Origin of the sequence: Aquariibacter albus, from assembly GCF_014145335.1 — a bacterium.
In the GTDB taxonomy this organism is placed as follows: domain Bacteria; phylum Pseudomonadota; class Gammaproteobacteria; order Burkholderiales; family Burkholderiaceae_C; genus Aquariibacter; species Aquariibacter albus.
Window position 1 is genome coordinate 405645 of the sequence record NZ_JACIVI010000001.1, and the last position, 17521, is coordinate 423165.

12 protein-coding genes are annotated in these 17521 nt (G+C 69.9%); 1 reads left to right on the forward strand and 11 read right to left on the reverse strand.

The window, feature by feature from the left end; translation table 11 throughout:
- Window positions 1–29: 29 nt before the first annotated feature.
- The 5 genes from H4F90_RS01880 to H4F90_RS01900 form a co-directional block, all read right to left on the reverse strand.
- Window positions 30–986 (reverse strand): ATP-grasp domain-containing protein, encoded by a 957-nt coding sequence (locus H4F90_RS01880; protein WP_182660945.1) that lies wholly within the window; start codon window positions 984–986, stop codon window positions 30–32.
- A gap of 25 nt (window positions 987–1011) precedes the next feature.
- Window positions 1012–2040: a methenyltetrahydromethanopterin cyclohydrolase gene (gene mch, locus H4F90_RS01885; RefSeq protein WP_182660947.1), complete on the reverse strand. Its 1029-nt coding sequence runs from the start codon at window positions 2038–2040 to the stop codon at window positions 1012–1014.
- Window positions 2041–2110: 70 nt separating this feature from the next.
- Entirely contained in the window at window positions 2111–3367 is a 1257-nt protein-coding gene (locus tag H4F90_RS01890; protein WP_182660949.1) for an ATP-grasp domain-containing protein, read from the reverse strand.
- Window positions 3368–3386: 19 nt separating this feature from the next.
- Window positions 3387–4298: an NAD(P)-dependent methylenetetrahydromethanopterin dehydrogenase gene (locus H4F90_RS01895; RefSeq protein WP_182660951.1), complete on the reverse strand. Its 912-nt coding sequence runs from the start codon at window positions 4296–4298 to the stop codon at window positions 3387–3389.
- A 61-nt stretch (window positions 4299–4359) separates the two neighbouring features.
- The gene (locus tag H4F90_RS01900) at window positions 4360–5478 is read right to left on the reverse strand and encodes a beta-ribofuranosylaminobenzene 5'-phosphate synthase family protein (RefSeq protein ID WP_182660953.1); all 1119 of its coding nucleotides are present in this window, start codon (window positions 5476–5478) and stop codon (window positions 4360–4362) included.
- Between the two features lie 369 nt (window positions 5479–5847).
- Here H4F90_RS01900 and H4F90_RS01905 point away from each other — a divergent pair, with 369 nt between their 5' ends.
- Window positions 5848–7647 (forward strand): PQQ-dependent methanol/ethanol family dehydrogenase, encoded by a 1800-nt coding sequence (locus H4F90_RS01905; protein ID WP_182660955.1) that lies wholly within the window; start codon window positions 5848–5850, stop codon window positions 7645–7647.
- A gap of 253 nt (window positions 7648–7900) precedes the next feature.
- Here H4F90_RS01905 and acnA read toward each other — a convergent pair whose 3' ends face one another.
- From acnA to prpB, 6 genes are all read right to left on the reverse strand, one after another.
- On the reverse strand, window positions 7901–10654 hold the full coding sequence (gene acnA / locus H4F90_RS01910) for an aconitate hydratase AcnA (RefSeq protein WP_182660957.1): 2754 nt from the start codon (window positions 10652–10654) through the stop codon (window positions 7901–7903).
- A 192-nt stretch (window positions 10655–10846) separates the two neighbouring features.
- Window positions 10847–11449 carry a hypothetical protein gene (locus H4F90_RS01915; RefSeq protein ID WP_182660959.1) on the reverse strand — a complete coding sequence of 201 codons (603 nt, stop codon included), beginning with the start codon at window positions 11447–11449 and terminating at the stop codon, window positions 10847–10849.
- Between the two features lie 54 nt (window positions 11450–11503).
- Window positions 11504–12703 (reverse strand): 2-methylaconitate cis-trans isomerase PrpF, encoded by a 1200-nt coding sequence (gene prpF, locus H4F90_RS01920; protein ID WP_182660961.1) that lies wholly within the window; start codon window positions 12701–12703, stop codon window positions 11504–11506.
- 2 nt (window positions 12704–12705) lie between these two features.
- Window positions 12706–15309 (reverse strand): Fe/S-dependent 2-methylisocitrate dehydratase AcnD, encoded by a 2604-nt coding sequence (gene acnD / locus H4F90_RS01925; protein WP_182660963.1) that lies wholly within the window; start codon window positions 15307–15309, stop codon window positions 12706–12708.
- Window positions 15310–15337: 28 nt separating this feature from the next.
- Window positions 15338–16495: a bifunctional 2-methylcitrate synthase/citrate synthase gene (gene prpC, locus H4F90_RS01930; protein WP_182660965.1), complete on the reverse strand. Its 1158-nt coding sequence runs from the start codon at window positions 16493–16495 to the stop codon at window positions 15338–15340.
- A 57-nt stretch (window positions 16496–16552) separates the two neighbouring features.
- Window positions 16553–17443 (reverse strand): methylisocitrate lyase, encoded by an 891-nt coding sequence (gene prpB, locus H4F90_RS01935; RefSeq protein WP_182660967.1) that lies wholly within the window; start codon window positions 17441–17443, stop codon window positions 16553–16555.
- Between the last annotated feature and the right edge of the window lie 78 nt (window positions 17444–17521).

Sequence of the window (17521 nt, forward strand, 5' to 3'; positions counted from 1 at the left end):
GCTTTGGGGGCAGCGCAGACTGGGCCCGCTCAGGCCTGACGTGCCGCCGACCGGGCGCGCCGTGGCATCACGCGGTCGAGCAGGTCGTCGACCAGGGCCTGGGCCAGGTTGAAGGAGGTGACCTTCTGCAGGCCGCGCCAGGCGGCCACGCCGTTGACCTCCAGCACCTGCGGTCCGCCGGGGCTGGGGATCAGGTCCACGCCTGCATAGTCGAGGCCCAGGGTCCGGGCGGCCTGCTCGGCCGGCTCGGCCAGGGCCTCGGTCAAGGGGGCGGCCACGCAGCGGGCGCCCTGGGCGACGTTGTGAATCCAGTGCCGGCTCACCCGCTGCATGGCGGCGCGGGCCCGGCCGCCGACGACCAGCACCCGCCAGTCGAAGCTGGGCTCATCCGCTGCGCCTTGCGGCGGCACGAAGCGCTGCAGGTAGTACAGGCCCTGCACCGCGGCGGGCGGCGGCAGGGGCACGGCATGACCCTCGGGATGGTCGGCGTCGCGCACCCAGCCGACCTGCTGCAGGCCCTTGCCCTGCGAGCCGAAGACGGGCTTGAGCACCAGGGTGCGGCCGGCTGCGGTCTCCCGCATCAGCAGGCGCTGCGCAGCGGCTTCGGATTCCATCGCCCAGGCCGGTGGCGTCGCCACGCCGGCGGCATGCAGCAGGGCGCTGGTGCTGGCCTTGTCGACGCTGCGCTCGATGGCCCGGCCGCGGTTGTAGACCGGCACGCCCAGGCGCTCCAGCAGGTGCAGCACGGCCAGGCGCTTGGTCACCTGCTCGAAGCTGCCGCCGGCGATGCCGCGTACCAGCGCTGCGTCCGGCAGCCCATCGCCCCAGCCGGGGATGAGCAGGCCGTGCCGGCTGGCCTCGGTGTCGATGCGGCAGGCTTCCAGGTCGACGCAGCGACCCTCGGCACCACGGGCACGCAGGGCTTCACGCAACTGGCGGGTGTGCCAGCCGGTCTCGTCGGCAAAGATCGCGACCTTCAGTGTCATCGCCTGAGCCTCGGGCGGATTCGGCTCAGCATCCGACCTGCCACTGGCCACGCAGCAGCTCGTAATCGCAGCGTCCGCCGTGGAAGGTGGCACCGCTCTGCAAGCTGCTGACCCAGACCTCGGCCGGTGCGAACAGCGCGCCGTCGATCTTGTAGAAATCGTAGTCGGCGGCCTTGAAGATCTCGGCGAAGCCCTTGCCGTAGTCGCGTGAGTTCAGCGCGGGCAGCTGCTGCGCCAGCTGGCGCGCGGCGGCGTCATCGGCGTCCACCGTCAGGTGCACGCGGCCGCCGTAGAGGATGGCGTCGTTGGTGCGGCCCATGGCCTCCAGGCCGTCGGCGGCCGGGGGGGGCAGGGGGGCGCTGGCGCTGCCGTCGACGATCTGCGCCAGCGGAAAGTGCAGTTCGTGGGCCTTGTGCAGCGCCACCTCCAGCACCCGGCCGACGACCTGCGTGGTGCCCGCCAGGCTGCGCGTGGGGGTGAGGATGATCGTCAGCTGCGGCGGCTGCAGGCCGCAGTCGCGCAGGATCTTGTCGAGCACGACGGACGGGGGTTCGCGGTCGACCTCCAGCACCAGCACGGCGGCCTCGGCCTGGTCGCGGTAGCCGAGCTCGGCGTAGAGCGCCTCCTTCTGCGCCAGCGCGCGCGCCGGCCCGGAGCCGAGGCTGAAAAACTTCTTGCCGCCGGCCTCCTCCTTGCTGGCCGACAGGCTCCAGCCGGCGTACTGGCTGGCCAGGCAGGCCAGCACGGGTTGCGCGCTCCGCACCTCGATCCAGCTCGGCCAGTCGGCCCAGGCGCTGTCGGCGCGCGTGCTCAGGCCGACCTGGCCGAGGCCACCCATGCAGATCTCGGCGATGCGCAGGCCGGCCTCGGTGCTGCCGCGGGTGGCGATGCCGGCGTCGATGAAGGTGGTGCCGCGGGGGTCGCGGCGGACCTGGAGTCGCAGGGCATCGGCACGCTCCAGCAGGGCCTGGACCTGGACGGCGGCCAGGCGGTTGACGCTCAGGGGCGAATCCGCGAAAGCGGCGGGGAGGGCGGTGGACGGGCTCATGGGCATCTCGTGGGGTAAGCCGGCTTCTTGATGGCCGGTCGGACGGGGCGCGGGATCGTTCGGAATCGCTTCAGCCTCAAGCCGTCGCCAGGCCCGCAGCCAAGCCGGCGGGTGCAGGCCTGGCAGGTCCGGGGGCTTCGGCCGCGCACAGCAGGGCCTGCAGGGCGTGGCGGCCCTGCTCAAGCGCGACCTGCAGCGTGGCTTCGTCGGTGGCGGCCAGCTGGAGGCTGCAGACCGGGTCTCCGCGGCCATGGCGGCTGCCTGGCATCGGATGGTCGTGGGTTCCGGGCCAGCGCGCCAGGGCGGTGGCCCGCCCGGCGGAAAGCACGAAGGGCCGGGGGGCCTCGACCAGGCCGCTGCCGCGCAGGCTCAGGCCTTGAGCCTCGGCGGCCGTGCGGGGCCCGGGGGGCAGGGGACAGGGTGCGTCCAGGCCCGCGGCGCGGGCGCAGGCCGCGAGATGGGCCGCGATCAAGGGCAGCTCCGGGTAGAGGCCCAGGCTGGCGCTGGCGCGGGGGTTGATCTCCAGCAGCTCGATGGCCTCGCCGTCCACCAGCAGGTCCAGGCTGCCGAGGCCGATCAGGCCGAAGGCCGGCACCAGGGCTTGAAGCGCCGTCTCGGCCGCAGCCTGTGCGGCACCCGGCAGGCGCACCGGACCGATCAGCCCGTCGAAGACCCAGGGCCGGCCGCGCAGCGCGCGGCTGCGCTGCCACTGCGCAGCGACCACGCGGGCCTGCCGGCCGTCGGCCACGTAGAGCAGGGACGCGGCGCGGCCCGGCCGCTCGCGCTGCCAGCAGTCGCCCGGTCGCGGCCTGCGTGCCGGGCCGTCCTGCCCGCGCCCGCGCAGGGCCCGACGCACCTGCCAGCCGCCGCTGCCGCAGGCGGCCTTGAGCAGCCAGCCGCGGCGGTCGGGCGGGGCTTCGGCCAGCGCGTCGGGCAGGGTCGGAGGATGGGGCAGGCCCAGGGTCTGCAGGGTGGACGTCCAGTGCGCGGGATCGCGCAGGTGGGCGATGGCTGCCGCCCTCATGCCCAGCGGCGGCAGCAGGGTGGCCGCGCGCGCCAGGGCGGCGGGTGCAGCTTCCAGGCCGGGCCCGGCGATCCAGCCGCGCAGGCCGGGCCGGCCCTGCCAGGCCTGCAGCGCGGCTTCGAGCGCCTGTGCGTCGATGTGCAGGCTGCCGGGCGGGCCGATGGGTCGCCAGTCGGCGCAGGCGGCCCGCGTGTCGGCGTCGCCGAAGGCGTCGATGCCCAGCACCTGCCAGCCTTCGCGTGCAGCTGCCTGGGCCAGCGCGCGCACGGACAGGCCGGCGACGATCAGCGTCGGCGCGTGCGGCGTCATCGCTTGCTCCGTATCCGCCTCAGGGGGTGGCCGCCTCTTCGGCCAGCACCTCGCGGGCGACCTCGAAGGCATCGGGGAAGCTGTAGGTCACCGGCTTGTCCGACTCGCACATGCGCTTGAGCAGGCGGTGCTGGGTCTGGTACTTCACGTTGCCGATGGCCAGCGGGCCGATGGCCAGGGCCTGGGTGCCGGGCAGGAGGCTGAGCTTGTCCATCATGCCGATGCCGGCAATGCCGGCCGGCGGCACGGCGTTCACGTCGGCGGCGACCAGCAGCCTGCGCGCCACCGTCAGATCCTCGGGCAGCACGACCTGGATGCCGGCGGCCGCGGTGGCCAGCAGCACATCGGCTTCGGCCAGCGAGCGCTGCACGGCATGGCGGTCGCCTCCCGAGCTGCCCTCCAGCGTGACGCCGAAGCGCGCGCCGGTCTCGGCTGCGGCCTGCCGCGCCATGCTCTCGCCGAAGTGGGTCGAGAGGCAGACGCGCGCGCCCTGCTGCGCGGCGATCACGCCGGCGATGCGGCCGACCGTGCCGGTGCCGCCGATCACGACGACCTTCAGCCCGGCCAGCGTCTTGCCCAGCGTCCTCAGCCCGGCCTCGACGCAGGCCACCATGGCCGCGGCCGTGGTGTAGGAGCCGCTGGGGTCGGCGAAGACCGAGACGACGAAGGGCGGCACCATGGCGGCCACCGCCTTGTCGACCATGTCGGCGGCCAGCAGCACGTCACGACCCCCGATGAAGATGCCGGTGCGGCTGACCCCGCGCGGGCCGCGCGAGAAGATCGCGTCCTGCGTCAGGCCGGCGACGCGGTCGAGGGTGACCTCCGAGTAGATCGGCACCATGTCATAGCCCGCATCGGCCGCCATGTTGATGTCGAAGGGGCTCATCTGCTGGCCCGGTGTGAACATGTGCAGGATGCGAGGGCGTTCCATGGGGGGGGCTCGGTGTGGGCGTGGGGCGGTGCGCGGCGCGGGCCGCGCGGGGGAGGGACGCTCAGGCCGCGACGGCCGTCGGGTTGCCTGGGGGCGGCACGCAGGCTCCGGCGGGCAGCAGGCGCAGTGCCGCGCCTTCGTTGCGGGGCGCGACCACCTGCAGCCTCAGGCCCTCCGGCACGCGGCCCGCAGCCCGCAGGGCGGCGACCAGCCGCTCGGCCGCGGCCTGGCTCGGCAGGATGGCGAAGCCAGTCGGTCCCCAGCTGGACTGGCCGAGGCCTGCCGGCAGCCCGAGCTGCCGGGGGGCTTCACGGGCCAGCGCGTCCATCAGGTCGGCCACCCGCTCGCTGAGATAGGCCCGTCCCGACTGGGCCGGCGCGAAGTGCGCGCCCAGCAGGGCCTGCACGGCGGACACGCCCTGCGCAAAGGCGGCGAAATCACCATCGGCGGCCGAGGGCAGGACCCGCATCAGCACCTCGTGGCAAAGGGCGGCGGCCTCGGCCTGGCGAAGGGGCGGAAGGCTGGCCAGCGCGCTGCGTTCCAGCTCGCCGGCCAGGCCGGTCTGCTGCGGATCGAGCACCAGCAGCACGCGCCAGTCGGCCGGCAGGGCGAGGCGGGCCAGCAGCGGCGCGGGCTGGCCGTCGCGACCCGGTCCGCCGTCGAGCAGCAGGCCGCCCTGGTCGAAGCCCGCGATGCCCACCCCGGACCGCAGCCCGCGGCCCAGCAGCCGGGCCAGCGCGGGCGTGTCGAGCTCCAGCCCCTGGAAGCTGGCATAGGCCCGGCCGACCGCCAGCGCGAGCTGGGTGCCGGAGCCGAAGCCGGCGTGGGCCGGCAGCACCTGCTGCAGCGTCAGCTGCATCGGCGCGCGACGCGGGCCCGGCAGGCGCAGGCGCAGGGCGGCCAGGTGGGCGGCGGCGCGCTCGCGCTCGGCCAGGGCTGCGGGGCCTGCGGCCTCGACGCGGTCGCAGGAGGCCGTCGGGTCGTCCAGCGGGGCCAGGCGCACAACGGTCTCGAAGCCGCCGATCACCAGGCCAAGGCTGCCAAAGCGACGGCCCAGGGTCGCCGCGGGATCCAGAAAGCCCAGATGCAGGCGGCCGGGGGCACGGACTTCGACGGCGGCCGGCGGGCAGCTGCCGGGGGGCTCGGAGGTCGGTCGGTCAGGGGGGGCGCGGCGGTCCATCGGGCCCTTCAAAGCAATCGGCATTCCCCGGATCTTCGACGCGCTGGACGGTTGGCGCTACCCGCAGCAGCCCGGGTGTCCTCTTGTGGAGCCTTGTCCCAAGTCGACCAAGTTCTCGCGTCGTAACCGAGGGTAGACCCTGGGTTGGACAGGCTGAATTTTCGGTGTCCAGCCCCGTAGCAACGCGGGGTGGGATTGAGGAAAAACTCCGGGCACGATGCCCGGGTCGATTCAAGAGGACCTGGACTCAGGGCTTGCCCTGGATCGGCCATCCAACCAGACGTTTTGGCACGCGAGTTGCCATTTTGGGTTGTCCTGTGGACCGCACACCCTGCGTCATTGATGTCACAACCGGAGGAGCACATCCCCATGAAGCTGAAGACCACCGCCGTCCTGATCGGTCTGGCCCTTGCCACCCTCGGTGCGCAAGCCGCCGTTACCGACCAGATGATCCTGAACGACGCCAAGACCCCGGGCGACATCCTGAGCTGGGGCATCGGCACCGAAGGCCAGCGTCACAGCCCGCTGACCAAGGTCAACACCGCGACCGTCAAGAACCTGACGCCGGCCTGGGCCTTCTCCTTCGGCGGCGAAAAGCAGCGCGGCCAGGAAGCCCAGCCCGTGATCTACAAGGGCAAGATGTTCGTCACCGCGTCGTACTCGCGCCTCTACGCGCTGGACGCCCTGACCGGCAAGCGCCTGTGGAAGTATGAGCACCGTCTGCCGGAAGGCATCGTGCCGTGCTGCGACGTGATCAACCGCGGCGCCGCCCTGTACGACAACCTGGTGATCTTCGGCACGCTGGACGCCCAGCTGGTCGCCCTGAACCAGGACACCGGTGAAGTCGTCTGGCGCGAGAAGATCGACAACTACCAGGACGGCTACAGCTACTCGGCCGCCCCGCTGGTCGTGAACGGCCTGGTGCTGACCGGCGTGTCCGGTGGCGAGTTCGGCGTGGTTGGCCGTGTCGAGGCGCGTGACGCCAAGACCGGTCAGATGGTCTGGGTGCGTCCGGTGGTTGAAGGCCACATGGGCTACACCTTCGACAAGGCGGGCAACAAGGTCGAGAACGGTGTCTCGGGCACGACCAACAAGTCCTGGCCTGGCGACCTGTGGAAGACCGGCGGCGCCACCCCGTGGCTCGGCGGCACCTACGATGCCAAGACCGGCCTGGCCTACTTCGGCACCGGCAATCCGGCCCCGTGGAACAGCCACATCCGCCAGGGTGACAACCTCTTCTCGTGCTCGACCGTCGCCATCGACGTCAAGACCGGCAAGATCGTCTGGCATTACCAGAACACCCCGAACGACGGCTGGGACTTCGACGGCGTCAACGAGTTCGTGACCTTCGACATGGACGGTCGTCGCGTCGGCGGCAAGGCTGACCGCAACGGCTTCTTCTACGTCAACGACGCGAAGACCGGCGAGCTGATCAACGCCTTCCCCTTCGTCAAGAAGGTGACCTGGGCCACCGGCATCGACCTGAAGACCGGCCGTCCGAACTACGACCCGGCCAACCGTCCGGGCAACCCGGCGTCGTCGGCTGACGGCAAGAAGGGCAACGTCGTCTTCTCGGCCCCCAGCTTCCTGGGCGGCAAGAACCAGATGCCGATGGCCTACTCGCCGCAGACCAAGCTCTTCTACGTTCCCTCGAACGAATGGGGCATGGAGATCTGGAACGAGCCGATCACCTACAAGAAGGGTGCGGCCTACCTGGGCGCCGGCTTCACCATCAAGACCATCGACGACAACTACATCGGCGCGCTGCGCGCGATCGATCCGAAGTCGGGCAAGATCGTCTGGGAAGTGAAGAACGAGGCCCCGCTGTGGGGTGGCGTGCTGACCACCGCCGGCAACCTGGTGTTCTGGGGCACGCCGGAAGGCTACCTGAAGGCCGCCGACGCCAAGACCGGCAAGGTCCTGTGGCAGTTCCAGACCGGTTCGGGCGTCGTCGCCCCGCCGGTGGCCTGGGAAGCCAACGGCGAGCAGTACATCACCGTGGTTTCCGGTTGGGGCGGCGCCGTCCCGCTGTGGGGTGGTGACGTGGCCAAGAAGGTCAACTACCTGGAGCAAGGTGGCATGGTCTGGACCTTCAAGCTGGGCAAGGGCGGTGCGGCTGTCGCGGCCGTCCCGGCTGCTGCCAAGGTGGCGGCCCCCGCTGCCCGCTGATCGCGCTTGAGGTGACGACGGCCTCGCGCCCCAGGGCGTGAGGCCGTCGGTTCCAGCCTCTTTCGATGTGACGCCAAGCCACCCTCCGGGGTGGCTTTTTTCATGCCCGCAAGTTTCCGGCTTGCGCCGGCCCAAGGGGCGCGTGCTGCGATTTCCGGACCCATGAAAAAAGCGGCGTCCTGCGCAAGCAGGACGCCGCCTTGAGGCCCCTCGCCCCGAGGGGCAAGAGGCGCCATGCGCGAGGAGCCCGGGATCAGGCGGCCAGCAGCTGACGCAGCACGAAGGGCAGGATGCCGCCGTGCTTGTAGTAGTCGACCTCGATCGCGGTGTCGATGCGCAGCGTGACGGTGACCTTCTTGGTCTTGCCGTCGGCGCCGGTGATCACCAGGGTCGCGTCGCTCTGCGGCTTGATCTCGGCGCCGAGGACCACGTCGATGGTCTCGCTGCCGGTCAGGCCCAGCTTCTCCCAGCTGTCGTCGCCCTTGAACTGCAGGGGCAGCACGCCCATGCCCACCAGGTTGCTGCGGTGGATGCGCTCGAAGCTGCGTGCCACGACGGCCTTGATGCCCAACAGCTGGGTGCCCTTGGCGGCCCAGTCACGGCTCGAACCCGTGCCGTATTCCTCGCCGGCGAAGATCACGGTGGGGGTGCCCGCGGCGATGTACTTCATCGCGGCGTCGTAGATGAAGGCCTTCTCGCCGCTCGGTTGCAGCAGGGTCAGGCCGCCTTCTTCACGCGAGCCGTCGGCCTTCGGCGGGATCATCAGGTTCTTGACGCGCACGTTGGCGAAGGTGCCGCGCATCATGATTTCATGGTTGCCGCGGCGCGAGCCGTAGCTGTTGAAATCGGCCTTCTGCACGCCGGCGTCGTTCAGGAACTGACCGCCCGGGGTGCCGACCTTGATCGCGCCAGCCGGCGAGATGTGGTCGGTGGTGATCGAGTCGCCGAACAGGGCCATGATCTTCGCGCCCTTCACGCCGGACTCGGTGACCGCCGGTTCCATCGTGAAGTTCTCGAAGAAGGGCGGCTGGGCGATGTAGGTGCTCTTCGGCCAGGTGTAGACCTGACCGGCGACGCCCTTGACCTTCTCCCAGAGCTTGCCCGGATCGTTCTTGACCTTGTCGTAGTTCGCCTTGAACGCCTTGGCGTTCATCGCGTGCTTCATCAGCGCGTAGACCTCGTCGCTGGTCGGCCAGATGTCGCCGAGGTAGACGTCCTTGCCCTTCTTGCCCTTGCCGACCGGCTGGGTCATCAGGTCCTTGGTCACGTTGCCGGCGATCGCGTAGGCCACGACCAGCGGCGGGCTGGCCAGGAAGTTGGCCTTCAGGTTCGGGTGGATGCGCGCCTCGAAGTTGCGGTTGCCCGAGAGCACGGCCGCGCAGACCAGATCGTTCTTCTGGATGACCTCGTTGATCTCCGGGGTCAGGTCACCGGCATTGCCGATGCAGGTCGTGCAGCCGTAGGCGGCGACGTTGAAGCCCAGCTTCTCCAGATAGGGCAGCAGGCCGGCCTTCTCGAGGTAGTCGGTGACGATGCGCGAGCCGGGGGCCAGCGAGGTCTTGATGTGCGGGGCGACCTTCAGGCCGGCTTCCACGGCCTTCTTGGCGACCAGGCCAGCGGCCAGCAGCACGCCCGGGTTGCTGGTGTTCGTGCACGAGGTGATGGCGGCGATCAGCACATCGCCGTTGTGGATCTCGGTGCCGTCGGCGGCGGTGAAGGCCTGGCCCAGCTTCTCGGCCGGCTGGTTGAAGCCGTTGTTGGCGACCGGCTTGCTGAACAGCTCGGTGAAGGTGCTGGCCAGGCTGCCCAGCTCGATGCGGTCCTGCGGACGCTTCGGGCCGGCCAGGCTCGGGGCCACGGTGGACAGGTCCAGGCTGACGACCGAGGTGTAGTCCACCTCGCCCGAACCCGGCACGCCGAACATCTTCTGGGCCTTGAAGTAGGCCTCGAAGGCTTCGATCTCGGCCTTGGTGCGGCCGGTGCCCTTGAAGTACTCGACCGTCTTCTCGTCGACCGGGAAGAAGCCCATGGTCGCGCCGTATTCCGGGGCCATGTTGGCGATGGTCGCGCGGTCCGGCAGGGCCAGGGTGCGGGTGCCTTCGCCGAAGAACTCGACGAACTTGCCGACCACCTTGTGCTTGCGCAGGATCTCGGTGACGGTCAGCACCAGGTCGGTGGCGGTCACGCCTTCACGCAGCTTGCCGGTCAGCTCGAAGCCGACGACGTCCGGGGTCAGGAAGTAGACCGGCTGGCCCAGCATGCCGGCTTCCGCCTCGATGCCGCCCACGCCCCAGCCCACCACGCCGATGCCGTTGATCATCGTCGTGTGGCTGTCGGTGCCGACCAGGGTGTCCGGGTAGTGGACGGCCGGGGTGCCGCGGGCCGCAGCGGCCTTGTGCACGCCGCGCGCCAGGTACTCCAGGTTCACCTGGTGGACGATGCCGAAGCCCGGGGGCACGACACCGAAGGTGTCGAAGGCCTGCATGCCCCACTTCATGAACTCGTAGCGCTCCTGGTTGCGCTCGAACTCCAGCTTCATGTTCAGGTCGAGGGCCTTCTTCGAACCGTAGTGGTCGATCATGACCGAGTGGTCGACGACCAGATCCACCGGCACCAGCGGCTCGATGGTCTTGGGGTTCTTGCCCATGGTCTCGGCGACGTTGCGCATCGCGGCCAGGTCGGCCAGCAGCGGCACGCCGGTGAAGTCCTGCAGCACGACGCGGGCGACGACGAAGGGGATCTCGTCGACGCGGTCGGCCACCGGCTTCCAGTTGATCAGCTGCTCGACGTGTTCCTTGGTGACCTTCTTGCCGTCGCAGTTGCGCAGCACGCTCTCCAGCACGACGCGAATCGACACCGGCAGGCGCGAGACGTCGACGCCGAGCTGCTTGCCGAGCTGCGGCAGCGAGTAGAAGAGACCTTCCTTGCCCGAGGCAGTGGAGAAGGATTTCAGGGTCTTGGCGAATGCGTGCGCAGGCGCCTTCTTCGCGGGGGCGGCTTTGGCCATGGCTGGAGACTCCGGGGAGCTGGGGGGAAAGAGGATGCAGGCGGTCGGCGGAGCCGGTTGCTGCACTGCGGCAGATTGTCGCAGGCCGGAAGAGGGGCTTTTCGCGAGCCTTTCAATCCAGCTGCGACAGGGGGATCGGCGCTGCGGCCCGTCAGGCCCGCGGGCCTCCGATCGGAGGAAAGGGAAGGGGCATCAGCGTGCAGGCTCAAGCAGTGAGCCTGCAGCCGGTGCTGCGGGCTTGGAGGCTGCATCGTCGACGGCGCTGACAGCCACCTGGGTCGGACCGCCTTCGCGCTGTTCGGCATGCAGGCAGACGTCCACCAGGCGCTGGCCGGCCCGCTGGTCGAGCATCATCGACTTGCTGGGAATCTGCAGCCAGACCACCTGGGCGCGGTGGTCGTGCAGGCGCACGGCGCCGGTGGTGGTTTCCTCCGGCACCATGCGGAAGCTGCGTGCGCCGAAGCGCACGTCGAAGTGGCCGGGCTGACCGGCCACCCGATCGACCTGGACCGATTGCTTCTTCTCGCAGTCGGCGCGTCCGGTGTGCACCCGCTCGGCTGCGGCCAACTGGGCCGGGCTCAGCGGAAGCTCCAGGATGTTGCTCGCGCTCGCCGAGGCGCCTGCCCCGGCCGGCCGGGCCGCGGCACGCTTGCGGCTTGCGGCGTCCGTGGTGGCCTGACCCGCCCGCGCCTTGCCTGTCGCCGTCGGGGCGGTGCCCGCCGTCGTCTGTGCGGCCAGCGGCAGGGCCGCCAGCATCAGGGTCAGGGAGCAGGCGGCGGGCAGCAGGCGGTTCATGGCGTGGGACTCCAGGCGGCGACGGGTCGGATTGTGCTCAATCCCGCAGCCGGCTCAGAAGCTGTCGCCGGGCACGCGCACCCAGCCTTCCATCAGGATGCGGGCGCTGCGGCTCATGATGGCCTTGGTGACCACCCACTGGCCGTCGCGCTGCTCGGCTGCCGCGCCGACGCGCAGCGTGCCCGAGGGGTGGCCGAAGCGCACCGCCTCGCGCGCCTGACCGCCGGCAGCCTGGTTCACGAGCGTGCCGGGAATGGCCGCCGCGGTGCCGATGGCCACCGCCGCCGTGCCCATCATCGCGTGGTGCAGCTTGCCCATCGACAGCGCGCGGACCAGCAGGTCCACATCCTTCGCCGCGATGGTCTTGCCGCTGGAGGCGACGTAGTCGCTCGGCGGCGCGACGAAGGCGATCTTGGGCGTGTGCTGGCGGGTGGCCGCTTCCTCGGGCGTCTTGATCAGGCCCATGCGCAGTGCGCCGGCCACGCGGATGGCCTCGAAGCGCTTGAGGGCCACCGGGTCCCCGTTGATGGCTTCGCGCAACTCGGTGCCGGTGCAGCCGATGTCGGCGGCCCGGACGAAGACCGTCGGGATGCCGGCGGTGATCATCGTGGCTTGCAGCCGGCCGCCCTTCACCACGTCCTCCGGCACGCTGAGCTCGTCGACCAGATTGCCGGTCGGAAAGAGCGCGCCGCCGTCCTCGCCATCGTCCGAGGGGTCGAGGAACTCCAGCACGATCTCGGCGGCCGGGAAGGTCACGCCGTCGAGTTCGAAGTCGCCGGTTTCCTGCACCTGGCCGCCCGTCACCTGCACGTGGGCGATGATGGTCTTCTTGATGTTGGCCTGCCAGATGCGGACGACGCAGGTGCCGTTCTCCGGCACGCGGGCCGGATCGATCAGGCCCGCATGGATCGCGAAGGCGCCCGCCGCGGTGGACAGGTTGCCGCAGTTGCCGGACCAGTCGACGAAGTCCTTGTCGATGGAGACCTGGCCGTAGAGGTAGTCCACATCATGGCCGGGCTGCGTGCTCTTCGAGAGGATCACGCACTTGCTGGTGCTGGACGTCGCGCCGCCCATGCCGTCGATGTGGGCGGCATAGGCGTCGGGGCTGCCGATCACGCGCTGGAACAGCCGGTCGCGCGCACGGCCGGGCACCTGGGCTGCGGGCGGCAGGTCCTGCAGGCGGAAGAACACGCCCTTGGAGGTGCCGCCGCGGAGGTAGGTGGCCGGCACCTTGATTTGCGGAACATGGGCCATGGTCACGCCGCCTTGTTCGAGGCCAGGAAGTCCTGCGCGAAGCGCTGCAGCACGCCGCCGGCCTGGTAGACCGAGACTTCCTCGTCGGAGTCGAGACGGCAGGTCACGGGCACACGCAGCACCTCGCCGTTCCTGCGGTTCACCACCAGGGTCAGGGTGGTGCGCGGGGTCAGCGCGCCCTCGACGTCATAGGTCTCGGTGCCGTCCAGGCCGAGGCTCAGGCGGGTGGTGCCCGGCTTGAACTCCAGCGGCAGCACGCCCATGCCGATCAGGTTGGTGCGGTGGATGCGCTCGAAGCCCTCGGCCGCGATGGCTTCCACGCCGGCCAGGCGCACGCCCTTGGCGGCCCAGTCGCGCGAGGAGCCCTGGCCGTAGTCCGCCCCGGCCACGATGATCAGCGGCTGCTTGCGGTTCATGTAGGTCTCGATGGCTTCCCACATGCGCATCACGGTGCCGTCCGGCTCGACGCGGGCCAGCGAGCCCTTCTTGACCTTGCCGTCGACGACGGCCATCTCGTTGACCAGCTGCGGGTTGGCGAAGGTCGCGCGCTGCGCGGTCAGGTGGTCGCCGCGGTGGGTGGCGTAGGAGTTGAAGTCCTCCTCCGGCAGGCCCATCTTGTGCAGGTACTCGCCGGCCGCGCTGTCCATCAGGATGGCGTTCGACGGCGACAGGTGGTCGGTGGTGATGTTGTCCGGCAGCAGCGCCAGGGGCCGCATGCCCTTGAGCGTGCGTTCGCCGGCCAGCGCGCCTTCCCAGTAGGGCGGGCGGCGGATGTAGGTGCTCTGCGGGCGCCAGTCGTAGAGCGGCGAGGCGGCGCGCTCGGCATCCTGCTTCGCGAACATCGGGATGTAGACGCGGTTGAACTGCTCGGGCTTGACGGCCTGGGCCACCAGCGCGTCGATGGCCTCGTCCGCGGGCCACAGGTCCTTCAGGCGCACCTCCTTGCCGTCGACCACTGCGAGCACGTCCTGCTCGATGTCGAAACGCACGGTGCCGGCGATCGCGTAGGCCACCACCAGCGGCGGCGAGGCCAGGAAGGCCTGCTTGGCGTAGGGGTGGATGCGGCCGTCGAAGTTGCGGTTGCCGGAGAGGACGGCGGTCGCGTAGAGGTCGCGGTCGATGATCTCCTGCTGGATCTTCGGATCCAGCGCGCCCGACATGCCGTTGCAGGTGGTGCAGGCGAAGGCGACGATGCCGAAGCCCAGCGCTTCCAGGTCCTCCAGCAGGCCGGCTTCCTTCAGGTAGAGCTCGACCACCTTGGAGCCGGGCGCCAGCGAGGACTTGACCCAGGGCTTGCGCACCAGGCCCAGCTGCCGCGCCTTGCGCGCCAGCAGACCGGCCGCGATCACGTTGCGCGGGTTGCTGGTGTTGGTGCAGCTGGTGATGGCGGCGATGATGACGGCGCCATCGGGGATCAGGCCCTGAGCCTCCTGGGCGCGGGCCTGGTCCAGGCCGGTGGCGATGCCGCGCTCGACGAGCGCGCTGGTCGGCAGGCGCTTGTGCGGGTTGCTCGGGCCGGCCATGTTGCGCACCACGCTGCTCAGGTCGAAGCGCAGCACGCGCTCGTACTCGACCTTCGCCAGGCTGTCGGACCACAGGCCGGCTTCCTTGGCGTAGGTCTCGACCAGCTTGAGCTGCTCTTCCGTGCGGCCGGTCAGGCGCAGGTAGTCCAGGGTCTGGCCGTCGATGCTGAACATCGCGGCGGTGGCGCCGTACTCGGGCGCCATGTTGGAGATGGTGGCGCGGTCGCCGATGGTCAGGCTGGCCGCACCCTCGCCGTAGAACTCCAGGTAGGCGCCGACGACCTTTTCCTTGCGCAGGAACTCGGTCAGGGCCAGCACCAGGTCGGTGGCGGTGATGCCGGGCTGGCGGCGGCCGCTGAGCTCGACGCCGACGATGTCCGGCAGGCGCATCCAGGACGCGCGGCCCAGCATCACGTTCTCGGCCTCCAGGCCGCCCACGCCCACCGCGATCACGCCCAGCGCATCGACGTGCGGGGTGTGGCTGTCGGTGCCGACGCAGGTGTCGGGGAAGGCCAAGCCATCCTGGGCATGGATCACCGGCGACATCTTCTCCAGATTGATCTGGTGCATGATCCCGTTGCCCGCGGGGATCACGTCCACATTGTCGAAGGCGGTCTTCGTCCAGTTGATGAAGTGGAAGCGGTCCTCGTTGCGGCGCTCCTCGATGTCGCGGTTCTTCTGGAAGGCGTTCGGGTCGAAGCCTCCGCATTCCACCGCCAGCGAGTGGTCGACGATCAGCTGCACCGGCACGACCGGGTTGACCTTGGCGGGGTCGCCGCCCTGGTCGGCGATGGCATCGCGCAGGCCGGCCAGGTCCACCAGCGCGGTCTGCCCGAGGATGTCGTGGCAGACCACGCGGGCCGGGAACCAGGGGAAGTCGCGCTCGCGCTTGCGCTCGATGAGCTGGAGCAGGCAGTCGTTGACGATCGCCGGATCGGCCTTGCGGACGATGTTCTCGGCGTGCACCCGGGCCGTGTACGGCAGGCCGTCCCAGGCGCCCGGCTTGAGCGCATTGACGGCGGCGCGCGCGTCGAAGTAGTCCAGCGAGGTGCCCGGCAGGGGCTTGCGGAAGGCGGTGTTCATGGCGGCGGCTTGACCTTCTTCTTCCGGATTACTTGCGCTCGGCGATCGGCACGAAGACCTGGTCTTCGGGGCCGGTGTAGTTCGCCGAGGGACGGATGATCTTGCCGTCGATGCGCTGCTCGATGATGTGCGCGCTCCAGCCGCTGGTGCGGGCGATCACGAAGAGCGGGGTGAACATGTCGGTCGGCACGCCCATCATGTGGTAGCTGACGGCGCTGAACCAGTCGAGGTTCGGGAACATCTTCTTGACGTCCCACATCACCGACTCGAGGCGCTCGGCGATGTCGTACATCTTGGTGTTGCCCTGCTCCACGGACAGCTGCTGGGCGACTTCCTTGATGACCTTGTTGCGCGGATCGCTGACGGTGTAGACCGGGTGGCCGAAGCCGATCACGACTTCCTTCTTCTCGACGCGGGCGCGGATGTCGGCCTCGGCTTCGTCCGGGCTGTCGTAGCGCTTCTGGATCTCGAAGGCCACCTCGTTGGCGCCGCCGTGCTTGGGGCCGCGCAGCGCGCCGATCGCGCCGGTGATGGCCGAGTAGATGTCCGAGCCCGTGCCGGCGATCACGCGGCCGGTGAAGGTCGAGGCGTTGAACTCGTGCTCGGCGTAAAGCACCAGCGAGGTGTGCATGGCCTTGACCCAGCTGTCGCTCGGCTTCACGCCGTGCAGCAGGTGCAGGAAGTGGCCGCCGATCGAGTCGTCGTCGGTTTCCACCTCGATGCGCTTGCCGTTGTAGGCGAAGTGGTACCAGTACAGCAGCATGGAGCCGAGGCTGGCCATCAGCTTGTCGGCGATGTCGCGGGCGCCCGGATGGTTGTGGTCATCCTTCTCCGGCTTCACGCAGCCAAGCACGGACACGCCGGTGCGCATCACGTCCATCGGATGCGAGGAGGGCGGCAGCTGCTCCAGCGCGGCCTTGACGGCCGCAGGCAGGCCGCGCAGGGCCTTCAGCTTGTTCTTGTAGGCGGCCAGTTCGGCGACGGTCGGCAGCTTGCCGTGGACCAGCAGGTGGGCGATCTCCTCGAACTCGCACTGGGCGGCGACGTCCAGGATGTCGTAGCCGCGGTAGTGCAGGTCGTTGCCGCTGCGGCCGACCGTGCACAGCGCGGTGTTGCCGGCGGCGGTGCCGGACAGGGCGACGGACTTCTTGGCTTTCGGCAGGGCGGGGGTGGTGGCTTCGGTCACGGGGTGCTCCTCGGATCAGGTCAATGCGGTAGGCGGAATGCGGGCGGCGCGCAGGGCTTACTTCTTCGCGGCGAACAGTGCGTCCAGACGCTGCTCGAAGGCGTGGTAGCCGATGCGGTCGTAGAGCTCGGTGCGGGTCTGCATGAGATCCAGCACGTCCTTCTGATGGCCCTGGGCGCGGATCGAGGTGTAGACCGCCTCGGCCGCCTTGTTGGCCGCACGGAAGGCCGACAGGGGGTAGAGCTGGATCGCGACGCCGACCGAGGCCAGTTCCTCGCGGGTGAACAGCGGGGTGGCGCCGAACTCGGTGATGTTGGCCAGCACCGGCACCTTCACCGCGTCCACGAATTTCTTGTAGGTCGGCAGGTCGTAGGCGGCTTCGGCAAAGATGGCATCGGCGCCGGCTTCGACGCAGGCGATCGAACGCTCGATGGCGGCGTCTACGCCTTCCATCTGGATCGCGTCGGTGCGGGCGATCAGGAAGAACGACGCGTCGGTCTTCGCGTCGGCGGCGGCCTTCACGCGGTCGACCATCTCGCCCTGGGTGACGATCTCCTTGCCCGGACGATGACCGCAGCGCTTGGCACCGACCTGGTCCTCGATGTGGCAGGCGGCCGCGCCAGCCTTGATCAGGTTCTTGACGGTGCGCTCGATGTTGAAGGCGCTCGGGCCGAAGCCGGTGTCGATGTCGACCAGCAGCGGCAGGTCGCAGACGTCGGTGATGCGACGCACGTCGGTCAGCACGTCGTCGAGCGTGTTGATGCCGAGGTCGGGCAGGCCGAGCGAGCCGGCGGCCACACCGCCGCCGGACAGGTAGATGGCACGGAAGCCGGCGCGTTTCGCGAGCAGTGCGTGGTTCGCATTGATCGCACCGATGATCTGCAGCGGGGATTCGGCTGCAAGTGCGGCGCGGAAGCGCTGGCCGGGGGTGAGTTGTTCTTGGCTCATGGCGTGTCGTGGGTCGGGAAGGGTGGACCGATCGGCGCGGTGCTGCGGGGGTGATCGCAGCCCGGCCGGGTGGAACGG